The sequence below is a fragment of the Pelagibacterium sp. genome (assembly GCF_965249125.1).
Lineage (GTDB): Bacteria > Pseudomonadota > Alphaproteobacteria > Rhizobiales > Devosiaceae > Pelagibacterium.
In genome coordinates this window covers 385,464-403,961 of record NZ_OZ252217.1, presented here as the reverse complement: position 1 = coordinate 403,961, position 18,498 = coordinate 385,464, and the positions used below count along the sequence as shown (strand labels likewise).

The following is an 18,498-nucleotide window of genomic DNA, read 5'->3' as shown; positions in this document are numbered from 1 at the left end:
GTCATGATCGTCCTTTCCTCACCGGTCACGCGGGTCGAGCGCATCGCGCAGACCGTCGCCGATGAAGTAGAAGCTGAACAGGGTGACGACGAAGAAGAACAGCGGAAACACGAGCTGCCACAGCGTTCCGTACATCACGGTGCCCGCACCCTGGGAAATCAGCGCACCCCAGGAGGTCAGAGGCTCCTGAACACCAAGGCCCAGGAAGGAAATAAAGCTCTCCGTCAGGATCATCTGGGGCACCAGAAGTGTCGCATAGACCACGACGATGCCCATCAAATTGGGCACGATGTGCCTGAAGATGATCGTGAAGTGCCCGGCGCCACCGGCTCGTGCCGCCTCGACGAATTCCTTTTCCTTGAGCGACAGCGTCTGCCCGCGCACGATACGCGACATGTCCAGCCATGAAAGCAGTCCGATACCGACATAGAGCATGGTGATCGAGCGCCCGAACACCACAAGCAGCAGGATGAGGACGAACATGTAAGGGATCGAAAGCAGGATATCGACGATCCGCATCATGAACGAGTCGATCCGGCCGCCGAAATATCCCGCCACCGCGCCGTAGAACGTCCCCACGATGACGGCAATCCCAGCGCCCACGAACCCGACCATCAGCGAAATCTGGCTGCCCTGGACGACGCGGGAAAAAAGATCTCGCCCAAGATCGTCGGTGCCGAAATAGTGCCCCGATTCAAGCGAAGGCGCGCCCGCGGTGCGCACGTTTCCGAGCACCGACCAATCGATTTCCTCATTGGACCATGCCGCAAAGAAATGACCGGTGAACGCAAAGAGCGCCACGAGAATCAGAACCACAAGGCTGACAACCGATGGAGCATGCTTGAAGAACCGCCGCGCCGCGTCTGCCCAAAGGGATCGACCCTTGGTGGCGATTTCATAGTTGGCGTCGTCAACGTCGATGGCTTCGGCCGAAGCTTCGACCCGTACTGGCCTCAATACCATTGTCGGCCTCCTAGTACCTGATGCGTGGGTCGATCCACGCATAGAGTATGTCCACGATCAGGTTGAACGCGATGGTCAGCGTGCCCAGAAGGATCGTGATGCCCATGATGACCGAATAGTCCCGGTTGAAGGCTGAATTGGTGAACAATTGCCCGATGCCACCCGTGGAGAAATAGACGTCGATGATCACCGATCCGGTAACCATGCCCACAAAGGCCGGGCCGAGATAGGACAGCAGCGGCATCAGGGCCGGCTTGAGCGCATGCCTGATAATGACATGACTGGCCGGCATACCCTTGGCGCGCGCCGTGCGGATAAAGTTGGAATTGAGCACTTCGAGCATCGATGAGCGCGTGATGCGGGCGATCGAAGCCATATAGCTCGTCCCCAGCGCGATCACTGGCATGATGACGTAGTTCCACTGACCGCCATACCACCCCCCACCGGGCAACCAGCGCAGCCAGAGCGTGAAGATGATCACCAGAATGGGCGCCATGACGAAGTTCGGCAGCACCTGCGCGCCGATCGAAGTGCCGACCGAGAAATAATCGAGCCATGAATTGTGGCGCACCGCCGCGGCGATCCCCAGCGAACAGCCGATCAGAACGGCGAGAACGAACGACCAGGTTCCATAGGTCAGCGTGACCGGGAAGCCCTGCGCGATGATGTCATTGACCGTGCGGTCGGTATAGGCAAAGGACGGCCCGAAATCAAAGCGCGTTATGATCCCGACCATGTATTCCCAGAGCTGCATGTGCCAGGGCTGGTCGAGGCCGTATTTGGCTTCGATATTGGCCAACACCTGCGCCGGCAGCGGACGCTCGGAGTTGAACGGCCCGCCGGGGGCCAGCCGCATCAGAACGAACGAAAAGATGATCAAAAGCAAAAGCGTCGGGATGGCGACCCCGAGGCGCTGGAGGATGTATTTCAACATGTCGAAAGTCCGTGCGCGCACGGCGCAGCCAAGGGTCCGACGAAGCGGAAAACAGCGCTTTGCAATATTGGTGCAAAGGCGCGTGTGAGGCGGCGCCCTGTCATTTCTTTACCCCGAAAAGGGGGCGTCCCGCCAAGGGTGCGGGACGCCTGTGATTGGCCTGAATTACTCGGCAGCGACCTTGTAGAGGTCTTTCGAGTACCAGTTCTGCTCGACGTTATTGACGGGCCATTCCTGAATCTGCGGATTCAGCATGTAGACACCGGCATAGTGGTAGAGCGGAAGAACAGGCATATCCTCGGCGACAATCTGCTCGATCTGCGTGTAGTTTTCGCTCGGATCGGACATGGTCTTGGCTTCAGCAAGAAGCTCGTCGACTTCCGGATTGGAATACGCGGAGTCGTTGTAACCCGAATCCGTGTCCATCAGGTCGAGGAACGTGGAGGCTTCGTTATAGTCACCGCACCAGCCGGCGCGGGCGATTTCGTAGTCGCCATTGCCGCGTGCTTCAAGGAACGTGTTCCATTCCATGTTGTCGAGCGTGGTCTGCACGCCCAGCTTCTGCTGCCACATCTGAGAGATGACGGTGGCCAGTTCGCGGTGAGCTTCGTCGGTGTTGTACAGGATCGACAGCTGGAGCGGGTTGTCCGACCCGTAGCCGGCTTCTTCAAGCAGCTGCACGGCCATTTCGTCCCGTTCGGCCTGGGTCATTTCACCGAATTCGACCGTGGGCACTTGGAAGTTGGCCGTTGCGCCCGGGGTAAAGGTATACGCCGGGATCTGGCCGCCCTGCAGGATCTGGTCGGTGATCACGTTGCGATCGATCGCATAGGCCAGAGCCTTGCGGACATTGACGTCCTTGAGCGATTCCGGACCGGCGTCGCGCAGGTTGATGTTGTAGTAGTAAGTGCAAAGGCGCGGGAACGAAATCGCAGTCTCGGGATATTCCTCGGCCAGGCGCGGATATTCGCCGGTCGGGATTTCCGTACGATCGAGTTCACCGGCGAGGAAGCGCGTCAGAGCCTGGTTTTCGTCGTTGATGACGAGAGCCGTAACGGTTTCGAGAACGGTGTTCTCCGCATCCCAGTACGTATCGGACTTGACGCGGACCGAACGTTCCTGCGGAACGTGTTCGGAGAGCGTATAAGCGCCGTTGGTGACGATGTTTTCCGGACGGGTCCACTGGTCGCCATGCTCTTCGATCACCCAGCTGGGGGAGGGGAAGGTCGAGGCGTGGGTGGTCATGGCCGGGAAATAGGGGAGCGGGTCGGTCAGGCGAACGACCAGCGTGTGATCGTCGACAGCTTCGACCCCGAGCTCGGAAGGCTCCATTTCGCCAGCGATGATGGCGCCGGCATTTTCGATCGACATCAACTCGCCGAACCATGCATAGGGCGAGGCCAGTTCAGGGTCGACAAGGCGCTGCCAGGCATAAACGAAATCGCCGGCGGTAACCGGAGTTTCATCCGACCACATGGCGTCGTCACGCAGGGTGAAGGTCCATTCGGTGTTGTCTTCGTTGGCGGTCCACTCGGTGGCCACGCCGCCTACCAGTTCACCATCGGCGTTCTGGTTCAGCAGGCCCTCGAACAGGTCGCGCACGATTTCCGAGCCCGAAACGTCTTCAACGATCTGGGGATCGACCGAGCTGTGCTCGTCAAGAACGCGATAGGTAAAGCTCTGGTCTTCGGCCAGCGTTACGCCGTCGGGGACATTGGCTGCAAAGGCGGGCGCGACGAGAAACGTCGTCGCAGCAAGCGCCGCCAATAGCTTGGTAGTACGTGTCATAATGGTCGTCTCCTTTTTAGTATTTGGACGTTAGTGATGCTTCCAGCCCATGGCTGCCCTCTTTTTTGAAACGGAGCAGCTCAAACAAAGAACAACGGGGAAAATCATTCCCCGTTGATCTGGACAGCGAGCCTATCCTTGCTCAATCGGCTTTGACAAGCACTGATTAAGACGCTTTCTCCACAATCGCGGCAACGCCCATGCCGCCGGCTGTGCATACTGAAATCAACGCGCGGTTTTTCTCCAGACTATTCAACATCTTGGCCGTCATCCCAAGAATACGCGCGCCCGTTGCTGCAAAGGGATGACCATATGCCAAAGAGGAACCAAACACGTTAATTTTATCCACAGGAACGGCCCCAAGCGGATCATCTCGCCCCAAAACGGCCCGATTGTAGTCAGGATCTTCCCATGCAGCCAGCGTGCAGAGCACCTGAGCGGCGAAAGCCTCATGGAGCTCGAACAGGTCGATGTCGGCAAAGCTTAGATTCGCGCGCCGCATCAGGTCCGAAACCGCGATTGTCGGCGCCATCAACAACCCGTCGCCATGGGCAAAATCATTTGCCGAAACTGCTCCCATGGTCAGGTACCCCTGGATGGGCAGGCCGCGTTCGCGTGCCCACTCCTCGCTGGCCAGCAGCACCGAGGACGCCCCGTCTGTCAGCGGCGTCGAATTGGCAGCCGTGAGCGTGCCGCTGCCCGATTTCTTATCGAATGCCGGCTTCATGGTGGCCATTTTTTCGAGGCTCGTATCGGGGCGGACGTTGTTGTCCTTGTAGATGCCGGCACAGGGTACGATCAGATCGTCGTGAAACCCGTCATCATAGGCGGCCGCCGCATTCTGATGGCTGCGCAGGGCGAGAACATCCTGCGCCTCGCGCGAAATTCCCCATTGCTTGGCCATCAACTCGCAATGCTCGCCCATGGACAATCCCGTCCGGGGCTCCTGGGTCGAGGGGGCGATCGGCGCGATCTCGCCGAAGTTGAAGCCCTTGAAGGCGGAAAGCTTCTCCCCCGTTGTGCGGGCCCGAGACATGGCGATCATGCGCTTTTGCATTTTCGGACCAAGAACGACGGGACTGTCGGAAACTGTATCGGACCCCGCGGCGATCCCGCTGTCGATCTCTCCGGTCGCGATCTTGGCGCCCAGCGTCAGCGCCGCCTGTAATGAGGTGCCGCAGGCGATCTGGATGGTCGTGCCCGGCGTTTGTGGCGACAGCCCCGCATCGAGCAGTGCCTCGCGCGCCAGATTGAAATCTTTCGAATGGGAAATGACCGACCCGGCCATCACCTCGCCGATCCGCTGGCCCTTGAGCCCGTATTTCTCTGCCAGACCGCCGATCGCGGTCGAGAGCATCGAGAGATTGGTTTCATTTTCATAGCCCGTGTAAGCCCGGCAGAACGGAATGCGCGCCGATCCTACGATGGCGACTTTGCGCAGTGTCTGTGTCATGATTTAAGCCCTTCCGTCCTCGCGTGCCTTGAGCGGTCCGCCCAGGAACGGCGCAAAGCCGGTCCCTAGGATCATGCCGATATCGGCCATGTCGGCGCTTTCGACCACGCCCTCGGAAACGATAACTTCTGCTGTATCGACAAGCGGCTGGACGAGATCGCGTCCCAACCCCTCGAGATTGGCGTGGGCAGGCGGCTTTTCCTTTTCCGCCTTGCCGTCGACCCATTTGTAAAAACCCTGCCCCGACTTGCGGCCCAGTTTTCCGGCAGCGACCAGCCGCGCGAACTTGCTGTCCTCAGGAACTTTCTGGCCCAGTTCCTTTGCAACGAACGCCCCGACATCGAGGCCCACGGTGTCCATCAATTCGATGGGCCCCATGGGCATCCCGAAGGCGACCGCCGCCGCATCGAGCTGTTCGGGGCTTTCGCCCTTTTCCACCCGGTCGATGGCTTCGAGCATGTAGGGCATGAGCGCCCGGTTGACCAGGAACCCCGGCTTGGACTTGACCACCACTGGGCTCTTGCCGATGGCAAGAACGAACGATGCGCCAACACGGATCGCCTCATCGTCATTGAGCGTCGAGCGGATAACCTCGACCAGCGGCAATTGCGCCACCGGGTTGAAGAAATGCAGCCCGATCAACCGGTTGGGATTGTCCAGTGCCTCCGCAATCCGCTCCAGTTCGATCGATGACGTATTGGTCGCCATGATCGCATTCGGCTTCAATTGGGTTTCGGCATTGGAAAATATCTGTTGCTTGACCTCGAGTTTTTCCACCACCGCTTCGATCAGCACATCACACCGGGCTATCCCCTTGCCCTCGACATCGGGTTCCAGCCGCGCCATCGCGGCATCGACGGCCTGTCTGGTCTTGAGACGCTTCTTGAACAGTTTTCTGGCGCGGTCCAACGCCGGCTTTATGCGGTCCATATCCATATCCTGGAGCGTCACCGCCAACCCGCGATAGGCGCACCACGCCGCGATATCGCCACCCATCACCCCGGCGCCCACAACATGTACGCGGGAAAACTTTGGCTTATCCTTACCCTTGACGCCGAGCCGTTTCAGGCTTTCGGACAAAAAGAACACGCGGCGCAGATTCTGCGCCGTGGGCGAAGCCATCAGCGGCACGAAGGCATCGATCTCATGGGCGATCATCTTCGTGGGATCGTCGCCATATTTCTCGAAAAGATCGATCAGCGCATGGGGCGCGGGATAGTGATTTTTCGGCGCCTTTTTGCCCGCTTCCTCGCGCATCTTGGCGGCTATGCGCGACCGGATCGGTCCCAGAGCCATCGCCCGCTTGGTGAAGGGCGCGGGATCGGATTTGCGCTTGGACAGCACCGCCTTGCGGCCCTCCCAGCGCAGCATGTCGCGGTGCCGCACCAGCTTGTCGACAAGATTGAGTTTTCTCGCCTGCGATGCCCGCAGGATTTTGCCCGTCAGCATCAACTGCATGGCGTCAACCGGCCCCGCCTGGCGGATCGAGCGGCCCGTACCGGCAAAACCCGGGAAAATTCCCAGATTGACTTCTGGAAAGCCCAGCTTGGTCGCATCGTCATTGACCGCGATGCGATAGTGACACGCCAGCGCCAGTTCCAGACCACCCCCCACACAGAACCCCGAAATGCCGCAAACGAACGCGATCTTGAGGTCTTCGATCCGCTGGAACACCGCATGAGTTCGGTGCAGCGCCTCGGGCAGGACGGCCGGATCGCTCATCTGGTCGAACTCGGAGATATCGGCCCCGGCAATAAAGCCCGGCTTTCCCGAAAGCAGGACGACCCCGATCAGGCTACCGGCCTGACCCAGCCGTTCAATATGACCAACCAGCACCTCGAGCTCGGAAATCACCTCCCGGCTCAAGACGTTGACCGAATTATCCTGAACGTCCAGCGTCAGCCAGCCGATCTGCTCGACATCGATTGAAAAGTCCCAGTGTCGGGTTTGCGGCGTATCAGCTTGCGCCAAGGCATGGCTCCTCTCGTTTTCTCTCGGTCGGAACAAGGGTGGAGGGAAGCGATAGGTTCCGCAACCGCCTATTCGGCGGCCGCGGTATAGTCGCTCGGGGATTTGACGGCAGGCCGGGCCAATTCGTCCGGCGCAAAATCATCCACCTTGATGACCCGGTCGGTGGCCTCATCGGCCACCCGCATGATCTGTGCTTCCTCAGCGGTAAGGATACCGTTGGAGACGACATCCTCGATGGCGTCCCGATCGAGACGGCGGTCAATCTCGCCCTTCTTTATGGCCCGGAAGAATTTCTTTTCGATCTCGGCCGCTGCCTCGACTTTGACCAGCGCGTCTTCGAGCAGGCCCGTGCGGTCGGCCGGATCGAAGGTCAGATACACCCCGCGTGTCAACCGGTCGCGGAACGCCGACTGCCCGAGCACCGACCGCGCCAGCCGGTAGTTATCGCGGTCGCGCGATGGCCGCGCACGACGTCCGAGCGGAAAGATCAGCGCACCCAGCGCGAATTTGAGGAACGGGTTGGGGAAATTGTCGATAACCTCTCCCAGCCCCTTTTCGATTCCTGCGATCCTGTCACGCGCGATCGCATTGATCACCGCAATATCCTCAGGCATCCGCCCGTCATCCTCATAGCGCTTGAGCGCCGTCGAGAGCAGATAGAGTTCGGAAAAAACATCCGCCATACGGCCCGACAACATCTGCTTGCGCTTCAGGTCGCCGCCGAGAAACGCCACGGTCCAGTCGCCGGCCAGCGCAAAGCTCTGCGAATAACGGTGCAGTTCACGATACCAGCCCTTAAGCTCGTGTTCGACCGGGCTCGAGGCGAACCGCCCGAAGGTCAGGCTGTGCCACCAGGAGGCCGTCATATTGCGCAGCATGAAGCCGATATGGCCCGAGAACGCCGCATCGAAATCTTTCAGCCCCTGGCGTTTGTCGGGGTTCTGGGCCGATTGAACTTCCTTGAGCAGATAAGGATGAGCCCGCAGCGCGCCTTGCGCAAAGGTAATAAGCGTCCGCGTCAGAATGTTAGCGCCTTCCACGGTGATCGCAACGGGAATGGTCTGATATCCGGCAAACAGATAATTCGACGGCCCGTCCTGCACAGCGCGCCCGCCATGGATATCCATGGCATCATCGACCCGCCCGCGCATTTCCTCGGTCGTACGGTATTTGAGCGCCGCTGAAATCACCGCCGGTTTTTGCCCGTCATCGACGATCGCAGCCGTCATCGCCCGCGACGCCTCGAACTGGTAGGCCGATTTGACAAGCCTTGCCATGCCCTCGCCGACCCCTTCCATCATGCCGATGGAAATGCCGAACTGGCGGCGGATGCGCGCATAGGCGGACGTGGTACGCAGAGCCATTTTGATCGAAACCGTGCCGATGGCCGGCAGCGAAATCGCCCGGCCCGTCGCAAGGCACTCCATCAGCATGCGCCAGCCCTGCCCGGCATATTCGGTACCGCCGATCAAAAACTCCATTGGCACGAACACATCCTTGCCCGACGTCGGTCCGTTCATGAAGGCCGAACGCGCCGGCAGATGCCGCCGCCCGATCACCACGCCCGGATGGTCGGCCGGAACCAGCGCCAGTGTAATGCCCACTTCCTCGCCCTTACCCAGATGATTGTCAGGGTCATAGAGATTGAAGGCCACGCCGAGCAGCGTGGCAACCGGGGCCAACGTGATGTAGCGCTTGTCCCAGGAGAGGCGGACGCCGAGCACCTGCTTGCCTTGGTATTCGCCATAGGTCACGACGCCAACGTCGCGCATACTCGCCGCGTCCGACCCAGCATGAGCGCCAGTCAGCGCGAAACACGGAACTTCCTGGCCCTTTGCCAGCCTATGGAGATATTTGCCCTGCTGTTCGGGCGTGCCGTATTTCTCGAGCAGTTCGCCCGGCCCGAGCGAGTTGGGCACCATCACGGTAATACCCGCCGCAATCGAGCGCGAGCCGATCTTTGATACAACCTGGCTCTGGGCCTGTGCCGAAAAGCCCAAACCCCCATGCCCCTTGCCGATAAGCATGCCAAGGAACCCCTTGTCCTTGAGGAATTGCCAGACCTCGGGCGGCATATCCATGCGGTTGTTGCGCGTGTCCCAATCATCGATCATCGCGCAGACCTCTTCACAGGGCCCATCGAGAAACGCCTGCTCCTCATCGGTCAGGTCGGGCTTGCGGATGTCGAGCAGCTTGTCCCAGTCGGGACGACCCGAGAAAATTTCCGCGTCCCAACCAACCGTTCCAGCGTCGAGCGCTTCCTGCTCGGTCCGCGAAATGCGCGGCAGGATGGATTTGACCATAGAATAGGCCGGGCCGGTCAGGATCAGCTGCCGGATGGCCGGAACGGCCAGCAATCCCAATACCACCGCCGGCAACAGAGCCAGCATCCACCCGCCAACGCTTGTCGACAGCGCAAGCCCATCGTCGGGCCGCAGCATGGCGAGCACACCGATTACCGCGGCGGCCAACGCCCATTGCCATACTGGCGACTGACGGACCGCCAGAACGAAAAACGCGACGACGCTAATCACGATAAGTGCCACAACCATTAGGCGGCCTCCCCTGACCTGAAGCGCCCGGTCAATGTCCGCACGCAACGAAATATCGACCCAGAGCCCCGAAATTCGAACCTGGGCCCTTACTCCGCACCTGTATCGGCGCAGCTGAAATCAAACCAAGCATACACCTGTGGACGCAAACGTCAACTTGATGCCTTAAAGGTCATACACCGCAAGATATCGTCCGGCCCAGCCTCGAAGTTGCGCGCCCTAACCTAGAACGCATTCGCTACAGATTCGTTTCAAGTGCGCCAAACCTTCCCGCCCCAAAGCGAGCAACCCGTGTTCTCCACATCGGCGCCGCGGGAAATAGGTAAGGAACCTTGCCCAACGTGCATCGTTTGACGTTAACGTCAGTCCGTGGCATGTTTTCAAAACAGGCTCGGACGCAAAGATCCGCCGGAGGAGAGAACATGAATAAGCCGATCACCGCCCCCCATCCTTGGATAGCCGCTTATCCCGACGGCATCGAATGGGATGTGCCCATCGATACCACGCCCGTGCACGAGCAACTCCTGGCCTCCTGCGCCAAGATGGGCGACGCCACGGCACTCGATTTTATGGGCGCCACCACGTCGTTCCGCCGGCTTGGCGAGCAGGTCAACGCGTTCGCCGGTGCCTTGCAATCCGAACTCGGCGTCAAAAAGGGTGACCGCGTTGCGCTGCTGATGCCCAACACCCCGTTCTATGTGATTGCTTACTTCGCAGTGCTGCGCATCGGCGCCACCGTTGTAAACTGCAATCCGCTCTATTCTCTGGGCGAACTCAGCCACATCGTTTCCAACTCCGGCGCTTCCGTCCTCATTACGCTCGATCTCAAGGCAACCTATCCCAACGCCGAAAAACTTGTCAGCCAGGGGCACATCGAGAAACTCGTCGTTGCCCATTTCCCCAACGCCTTGCCGGGCCTGAAAAAAATCCTGTTCTCGCTGCTCAAGGGTAAGGACCTCGTCAAACCGGCGGACTCTGCCGCTGCAAACGCCGTCATATCCTTCGAGGAGCTGATGGCCAGGGGCAAGGCCCCTACGCCGATCCGGATCGATCCCGAAACGGATGTCGCCGTCCAGCAATATACGGGCGGCACCACGGGCACCCCAAAAGGCGCCATGCTCAGCCATGCCAATATCGCCGCCAATATGAGCCAGATCGACAAATGGGGGTGCGGGCTGTTCTACCCTCCATCCAAAATCGTCGCGGTACTGCCGTTCTTCCATATCTTTGCGATGACGGTGTGCATGAACGTCCCGCTGTGTTCGGGTGCCCAGGTCGTCATGCTTCCGCGCTTTGAAATGAAGGCCTTCCTGTCCCTCATGAAGCGCACCAAACCCAATGTCCTGCCTGCCGTCCCGACGCTGTTGCACGCCCTGGCCACAAAGGACACGGCGACTGCCGAAATCCTTGCGCCGATCGAGGTCGCAATTTCCGGCGGCGCTGGCCTGCCCGGCGAGACCCGCGAAGCGTTCGCTCGAAAATCCGATGCCATCCTCGCCGAAGGATATGGCCTGACAGAAGCTTCCCCGGTCGTCACCTGCGCCGCCCTGCGCGTGCCCTCGAAATCCGGGTCGATCGGATTGCCGCTTCCCGCCACCGATGTGCGCTTTGTCGATCTCGACAACCCCGAGCGCGAGGTGGCCCAGGCAGAGCGGGGCGAACTCGTTCTCAAAGGCCCACAGGTCATGCTCGGCTATTTCAACGATGAGGAAGCCACCAAGGCCGCTTTTACCGCCGATGGCTATTTGCGCACCGCCGATGTCGGCTATCTCGACGAAGACGGCTATGTCTTCCTTGTCGACCGCATCAAGGACCTGATCATCTGCTCGGGTTTCAACGTCTATCCCCGCACCATCGAGGATGCCATTTATCACCACCCCGCCGTGGACGAAACCAACGTGATCGGGGTAAAGGACGAATATCGCGGAGAGGTTCCGGTCGCCTATGTTAAGCTCAAGGAGGGGCAATCGCTCACCCAAGGAGAATTGAAATCCTTCCTTGAGGACCGTCTCTCCAAACTCGAAATGCCTCGCGAAATCATTTTCCGCGACGAGTTGCCCAAGACCATGATCGGCAAGCAGTCCAAAAAGGATCTTCGCGAGGACTACGAGAACAACGTCAAGGCCGGGAGATAGCATTGAACAAGCACGATGCGGACAAGCGCGACCTGTTCGCCATCGCAGATTTGGCAAACGAGTTCGGGATTTCCACCCGCGCTATCCGGTTCTACGAAACCAAGGGGCTCTTGAAGCCTGACCGCCTGGGGTCGACGCGCGTGTTCCGCAGACGGGATCGCGCCCGGCTGATCCTTATTTTGCGTGGCAAGCGGCTGGGCTTTACCCTGCGCGACATATCCGAATATCTCAGCCTCTACGACGCCGATGGCACGCGCACGGCCCAGGTCAAACTGCTGATCGAAAAAGTCGATGAACGGCTTGACCTGCTGCGCGCCCAATTGGCCGATCTTGAGACGACCATCACCGAATTGACCGAAATCCGTCAGCTTGCCGATGACCGGTTGCGCAATTCACCACCGGAAGGCGGAACCGCATAATTTTCGGAAGGCGCCCTCCGGCGCTTATGCCCTTTTTTGGTGCCTTGCAGGCCGCTTGTCATTGGCGTCCAGCCAAGCGTCCATGGCATCGGCGCTGAGCGGCTTTGAATAGAGATAGCCCTGCTGGGCATCGCATCCGAGTGCGTCGAGAAACCGGCGCTGGGCATCGGTTTCCACACCCTCGGCAACCACGCGCATATTGAGACTCTGCCCGATACAGATAACCGCCGTTGCCACGGCCTGTGCCCCGGCATCGCTTGCCAGCTTGTCGATGAAGGCCCTGTCGATCTTGAGTTCGTTGACCGGAAGCCGGGCAATGAGCGAAAGCGAGGAATAGCCGGTTCCAAAATCATCCATCGACAGATTGACGCCCATTTCGCTCAGCCTTTCGGTGTTGCTGGTCACAGACGCCGTCTGGTCGAGCATAAGGCTTTCGGTGATTTCGATTGTAAGATCGGACGGTTCCAGGCCGTGAGAGATCAGTGTCTCGGCCACCTGATTGCAGAATTGGCTATTGCGGAACTGTTGCGCGGAGATATTGACCGAGATGGAAGGTATGGAGCGCCCCTCGACTCGCCAGCGCCCAAGCTGCGCGCACGCACGGTTCAGCGCCCACAATCCAAGGTCCTCGATCAGCCCGATCTGTTCGGCCACTGGAATGAACCTGTCGGGGCCGACCACTCCCAGTTGTGGATGGGTCCAGCGCGCCAGCGCCTCCACTCCGTATACGGCACCGCTGGTGCGGTCGATCTGCGGCTGGAAGGCAAGCGAGAGCTGATTGCCCGACAACGCTTCGCGCAGCGCCGCACCCAGTTCGAGCCGGTCGCGATTGGCGACATTCATTTCCGGCGAAAAGAAGTGATAGTTTGCGCGTCCCGCGTCCTTGGCCTCAAACATCGCCGTCTCGCAACGATTGACCAGAGTTTCAACCTCTGTCGCATCGTCCGGATAAAGTGCGATACCGATCGACCCGGACAGCGACAGTGCCGTTTCGCCGACCGTAAAGGGCTCCTTCAGGCTCGCCAGCAGCTCTTGAGCAGCAGCGGCCGCTTCTTCAGCCCGGCAATCGTCGAGCAGTATGATGAAGGTATCCGCGCTCATCCGCGCAACCATGTCCGATGAGGAGGCCCGATCGAGCAGCCGCTGGCTCACCGCCTCAAGCAGCATGTCCCCCGCCGGCAAGCCATAGGCTTCATTGATGTCCTTGAACCTGTCGAGATCCAGGCACAGGCAGGCCAGGGATTTCCTGCGCTGCGGATCGCTGGCCAAAGTCTGCTCGACCCGCTGACGCATCAGGACACGGTTGGGCAGCCCGGTGAGAGCGTCGTAATAGGCGAGACGCCGGATTTTCGTGCGCGCTTCATGCCGCTCGATCGCCATCACACAAAGGCTCAGGCACGTCTCCACCAGCCGCAGGTGCCATTCGCTGGGGGGTCGGCATTGGGGAAAATAGAAAGCGAACGTTCCGGCGACACGCCCGTTGCGCAGCACCATCGGATAGGACCAGCAGGCCCTCAGCCCCAACGGCAGAACCAGATGCTTGAAGTCGGCCCAGAGCGGATCGACTTCGATGTCTTCGACAACAACCGGCTCGCCCCGCCACGCGGCGGTGCCACAGCTTCCCGCCCGCGGCCCGATCTCGATCCCGTCGATGCTTTTCGCCACCGAGTCCGGCAGGCTCGGCGCCGCCAGCGGCCGCAGTTTCAGCTCTTCATCGACCCGCAGGACCGAACAGACGGCGTCGGGCGCCAATGCCTGTACCCGCTCGCAGATATACTCCATGAACTCGGCAAGCGGCATGTCGCGGCTCAGCGCGTCGAGCAGGTCGCGCTGGAACCCGCGCAGTCGCTTGGATTGGGTAATGTCGGACAGCATGGCCACAAGATGGGTAAAGCGCCCATCGGCATCGTGCACAGGGTCGATTTTCGCCGAAACCCAAACCGGTTCGCCAGAACGCGTGCGCAACAGCAAATCGTCGGAAAACCCTTCTCCGGTTTCCGCGCAAGCTCGTATCCGCTGGTCCAACCGCTCATCGCTCATCGGCCCGACCAGCAGTCGCCATGCGGGCTGCCCGGAAAAATCGTCCAGCCCATAGCCGAACAGAACCTCGAAGGCGGGATTGACATAGCACGGATGCCCGCCAGCATCCGAAATCAGGATGGCCCGATCCGTGCGCGCCATCGTCAACTCGATGAAATCGAGCCGGCTCGGATTTGCGGATAGAAATCCGCTCGCTTTTCGTCCGTCGCGCATTCTGCACCCCCGGATCGTGTTCCCCCGATCAGGCGGCTTTCGAGCCGTCCCGCACCAAAGAGTGTGAAGTCCCAGAGATTAACGAAGTCTGTCTTTTCCCCGCTTCCCACATGGCCACGGCCCCGAGGGTTAACCGGGCCTTGCGGGAATCGTGACAAAACAGAGACACGCGACAAACAAGCGATCAGATGTCGAACTTGATCCCCTGAGCGAGCGGCAACTCGCGCGAATAATTGACCGTGTTGGTCTGGCGGCGCATATAGGCCTTCCAGGCATCCGACCCGCTTTCGCGCCCACCGCCGGTTTCCTTTTCGCCGCCGAACGCTCCGCCGATCTCGGCCCCAGAGGGACCGATATTGACGTTGGCGATGCCGCAATCGGATCCCGCCGCAGAAAGGAAAATTTCGGTTTCGCGCACATCGGTCGAAAAGATGCAGCTCGAAAGCCCCTGGGGCACATCGTTCTGCAGCGCGATGGCTTCCTCAAGCGTTTTGTAGGTCAGCACGTAAAGGATCGGGGCGAAAGTCTCGTGCTTGACGATAGCGGTCTGCTCGACCATTTCGACAATGGCCGGACGCACATAGTGCCCGCCCTCCACAGCGTTGACCCGTTCCCCACCGGTGACCCTGCCGCCTTCGGCCCGCGCTTTTTCCAGCGCGTGCTGCATTCCGTCATACGCCGCCTTGTCGATCAGCGGTCCAACCAGAACACCCCGCTCCAGCGGACTTCCGATCGGCAGCTTGCCGTAAACCGCCTTGAGCTTTTCCACAAGTTGGTCGCGAATGTCCTCGTGCACGATCAGCCGCCGCAGGCTCGTGCAGCGCTGGCCGCAAGTGCCGACCGCCGAAAAGACGATGGCCCGAACCGCATTGTCCAGATCGGCCGATGGCGCAACGATCATCGCGTTGTTGCCGCCAAGTTCCAGAATGGACTTGCCAAACCGCTCGGCCACCTTTGGCCCCACGATCCGCCCCATCCGGGTCGACCCGGTTGCCGATATGAGCGGCACGTCTTTCGAAGTGGTCAGCGCTTCGCCCACATCGGCCCCGCCGATGGCCACCTGCAGCAGCCCCTCGGGCGCATCCGCGAACCTGGCCGCCGCCTTTTCAAAGATCTTCCTGACCGCCAGCGCGGTCAGCGGTGTTTTTTCCGAAGGCTTCCAGATCGTGCTATTGCCGCACACAGTGGCCAGCGCAAAATTCCACGCAAAGACCGCCACGGGGAAATTGAACGCCGATATGACGCCCGTCACCCCCAGCGGATGCCAGGTTTCCCGCATCGAATGGCCCGGCCGCTCCGAAGCAATGGTCAGCCCGAACAATTGCCGCGACTGGCCAACGGCCAGATCGCAGATATCGATCATCTCCTGGACTTCGCCCAGCCCTTCCTGAAAAATCTTGCCCGCTTCGAGGGACACAAGCATGCCCAGGGCTTCCTTGGCGTTGCGCAATTCCTCGCCGAACAGCCGGACCAGTTCGCCCCGCCGCGGCGCCGGCACCAGCCTCCAGTCCGCGAATGCGGATTTGGCCCGGCCGATCATCTTTTCAACATCGGCGCCCGAATGGGTTGCAACCTCTCCAATCAGCGCGCCGTCAACAGGCGAGTGCACCTTGAGCGCGCCGCCGGTCAGATCGGCAGCATCCAGCATCGCGGCTGAAAGAATATCGGCATGGGACATCGATGTTTCCTCTTTGCATGATCGACAGCCTTCGAGGGCTGGTTTCCGCCAAGCTTAAAGGAAGCGCTGCTTCGGTCAAAACGCCGATTGGTGATGGATCTATGAGCGGCGCTGATAGCTATTCGGCCGGCGCCGCGCCGATCACCGAGTGGGAAATCTTTTGCTCTGCCTTTTCGTGCATGAACACGGGATTGCCCTTGAGCCACAGCTTGAGCGCCTCCCAGTGGATACCGCCCATGATTTTCAGCGTCATTAGCGGATAGCGCAACAGCGCGCGCCCAAGGCTCTTGTCGCTCAATTCCTCGCGTTTGCCGGTAAACGCGGCATAGAGCAGCGCGCCCTCGGCGTCATGCTCATTGATGGCAATCTGAACCTTGTCGCTGGGCGGGGTGATCTTGAAATCGTATTGCGCCCGCATAGGGACGAACGGGGAGACGTAAAGTTCCTTGGCACAGGACTGGCGCACCGCCCCCTCAGGCCGATGGCTCACCGGGATCACATAGGTGTGCCGCTCGTAAAACGTGTTGCACACCTCGTAAAGAATGGCCCGCAACCCCTGCGCGTCCGAACAGAAATAAACGGTGATCGGATTGAAGACATATCCGAAAATTCTCGGATAACAGAGCATCTCGATCGTCAGGTTTTCTCCCGCGATTCCCGCGTCGGTCAGCAGACGCTCGGCCCAACCGCGCAATCCGCCCGTAACTCCGTCGCCATGATCGTCATCGCGAAAGCCGAACACACCGAACCGGTTGTGGGAAAAGAGCTTGAGCTTCTTATCGAGCGCTTCGAGCCGGTCCAGATCGAGCAGAAGCGAAAAAACGCGATAGCGGAGCGTATGCGCGCGCGGCCTGTGCCGCACATGCACAACTTCCCCCGCGTAGATCGCGCCATCGCTCATTCGGCAGCCACCCTTTCGGTATGGATATGGATGCGACCCGAGGCGTTTTCCACCGCCCAGGGGCGCTTCACTCCGGCCAGATCTTCCGCAGCCGCGAGCCCGGACTGCAACCCGTCCTCGTGGAACCCGGAACCAAAATGCGCACCGGCGAACCACACCCCGCCACGCCCTTGCAGGCGCCACAGTTCCTTTTGCGCCGCCATCGCCTTCTGGTCGAAAAGCGGATGAGTGTAGTCATACGTCTCAAATATCGTGGCCGGATCGATCTCCCGGCTTGGATTGAGGGTCACGAACAGGGGGTATTTCTTGTCGATATTCTGGAGCTTGTTCATCCAGTAGGTCACGCATAACGGGCCGTTTCCATCCCATTCCCGCTCGCCGATATAGTTCCAGCTCGACCAGACCGATTTGCGCTTGGGCATCAGACGCCGGTCGGTGTGCAGCACAGCCTTGTTGTCGGTGTATTGGAAAGCCCCCAGCACTGCGCGCTCGTCCTCATCGGCATCCGATAGCATCGCCAGCGCCTGATCCGCATGAGTGGCGATCAGCACATCGGTAAAGATGTCCTTGTGCCCGCGCGTATCGGTCACCGTCACCACGCCCGAATGCCGCTCGATGCGGCTTACCCCGGTCGAAAGCCGCACCGTTCCCTTAAAGTCCGATACCAGGCGCGAAACATATTCGCGGCTGCCGCCCTCGACGGTGCGCCACAACGGACGGTTATAGAGATCGAGCAAACCGTGATTGAGAAAGAACCGCACAAAGGCCTGCACGGGATAATTGCGGATATCTGTCGCCGATGAGGACCAGATCGCCGCCGCCATGGGCAGGATATGATCCTCGATGTAGCTTTCCGAATATCCGTTATCCGCCAGATAGTCGGCCAGCCCAACCTGGGTCAGGCTGCCATCGGCGAGGATCTCGCGGTGTGAGCGGGAAAACTTCACGATGTCGGAGAGCATCCGCCAGAAACGCGGTCGCACCACATTCGATTTCTGCCCGATCAGCCCCAACGGGTCCGAGCAATATTCGAAGGCCCCGCCGTCGATCGAAGCCCCGAACGACATCCACGACAGCGCCGTTTTCACGCCCAGATGGTCAAACATTGCAACGAGATTGGGATAGTTCGCTTCATTGTAAACGATAAAGCCGGTATCGACCGGAATCGTCTTGCCGTTGTAGTCGACCTCGACCGTATTGGAATGCCCCCCAATCCGTGAATCGGCTTCATAGAGCGTCACATCGTGGGTCTGGCTCATCAGCCAGGCCGCCGAAAGCCCTGAAATTCCGCTTCCGATCACGGCGATACGTCTTGTGCTTTTCGGTCCCTTGGGGCCAGCATCGAGATACATGGGTCGGCTTGTCCTTGTTTGGCTTCCACTAAGGTACGAGCGAGACGCCAAAACGGATGCACGCGAAAAGATATTTTTCTTTTCCCTCCAGTGATCCGC

At 59.9% G+C, this 18,498-nt stretch carries 12 protein-coding genes; 2 read left to right on the top strand and 10 right to left on the bottom strand.

Annotation, left to right across the window (positions count from 1 at the left end; genetic code table 11):
- Positions 1-18: 18 nt before the first annotated feature.
- From ACP148_RS01985 to ACP148_RS01960, 6 genes are all read right to left on the bottom strand, one after another.
- Positions 19-963, bottom strand: coding sequence for an ABC transporter permease subunit (locus ACP148_RS01985; RefSeq protein WP_421950958.1), 945 nt, complete (start codon positions 961-963; stop codon positions 19-21).
- A 10-nt stretch (positions 964-973) separates the two neighbouring features.
- Positions 974-1,897 carry an oligopeptide ABC transporter permease OppB gene (oppB, locus tag ACP148_RS01980; protein WP_421950957.1) on the bottom strand — a complete coding sequence of 308 codons (924 nt, stop codon included), beginning with the start codon at positions 1,895-1,897 and terminating at the stop codon, positions 974-976.
- Between the two features lie 165 nt (positions 1,898-2,062).
- Positions 2,063-3,685: a peptide ABC transporter substrate-binding protein gene (locus ACP148_RS01975; protein WP_421950956.1), complete on the bottom strand. Its 1,623-nt coding sequence runs from the start codon at positions 3,683-3,685 to the stop codon at positions 2,063-2,065.
- 166 nt (positions 3,686-3,851) lie between these two features.
- Positions 3,852-5,138 (bottom strand): acetyl-CoA C-acetyltransferase, encoded by a 1,287-nt coding sequence (locus ACP148_RS01970; RefSeq protein WP_421950955.1) that lies wholly within the window; start codon positions 5,136-5,138, stop codon positions 3,852-3,854.
- 3 nt (positions 5,139-5,141) lie between these two features.
- Positions 5,142-7,109: a 3-hydroxyacyl-CoA dehydrogenase NAD-binding domain-containing protein gene (locus ACP148_RS01965; RefSeq protein WP_421950954.1), complete on the bottom strand. Its 1,968-nt coding sequence runs from the start codon at positions 7,107-7,109 to the stop codon at positions 5,142-5,144.
- A 68-nt stretch (positions 7,110-7,177) separates the two neighbouring features.
- Entirely contained in the window at positions 7,178-9,661 is a 2,484-nt protein-coding gene (locus tag ACP148_RS01960; protein ID WP_421950953.1) for an acyl-CoA dehydrogenase, read from the bottom strand.
- A 422-nt stretch (positions 9,662-10,083) separates the two neighbouring features.
- Between ACP148_RS01960 and ACP148_RS01955 the strand changes: the two genes are divergently transcribed.
- Both ACP148_RS01955 and ACP148_RS01950 read left to right on the top strand, forming a co-directional pair.
- Positions 10,084-11,796, top strand: a complete 1,713-nt coding sequence (locus ACP148_RS01955; RefSeq protein WP_421950952.1) for a long-chain-fatty-acid--CoA ligase — start codon at positions 10,084-10,086, stop codon at positions 11,794-11,796.
- A 2-nt stretch (positions 11,797-11,798) separates the two neighbouring features.
- Complete coding sequence (locus ACP148_RS01950; RefSeq protein WP_421950951.1) at positions 11,799-12,215, top strand: MerR family transcriptional regulator; 417 nt, start codon at positions 11,799-11,801, stop codon at positions 12,213-12,215.
- A gap of 24 nt (positions 12,216-12,239) precedes the next feature.
- Here the strand turns inward: ACP148_RS01950 and ACP148_RS01945 are convergent, their stop codons facing one another.
- From ACP148_RS01945 to ACP148_RS01930, 4 genes are all read right to left on the bottom strand, one after another.
- Positions 12,240-14,468 (bottom strand): EAL domain-containing protein, encoded by a 2,229-nt coding sequence (locus ACP148_RS01945; protein WP_421950950.1) that lies wholly within the window; start codon positions 14,466-14,468, stop codon positions 12,240-12,242.
- A 184-nt stretch (positions 14,469-14,652) separates the two neighbouring features.
- Positions 14,653-16,146, bottom strand: coding sequence for an aldehyde dehydrogenase family protein (locus ACP148_RS01940; RefSeq protein ID WP_421950949.1), 1,494 nt, complete (start codon positions 16,144-16,146; stop codon positions 14,653-14,655).
- A 118-nt stretch (positions 16,147-16,264) separates the two neighbouring features.
- Positions 16,265-17,047 (bottom strand): DUF1365 domain-containing protein, encoded by a 783-nt coding sequence (locus tag ACP148_RS01935; protein ID WP_421950948.1) that lies wholly within the window; start codon positions 17,045-17,047, stop codon positions 16,265-16,267.
- Entirely contained in the window at positions 17,044-18,399 is a 1,356-nt protein-coding gene (locus tag ACP148_RS01930) for an NAD(P)/FAD-dependent oxidoreductase (protein ID WP_421950947.1), read from the bottom strand. Before ACP148_RS01930 ends, ACP148_RS01935 begins: the two co-directional genes overlap by 4 nt.
- Positions 18,400-18,498 lie beyond the last annotated feature (99 nt).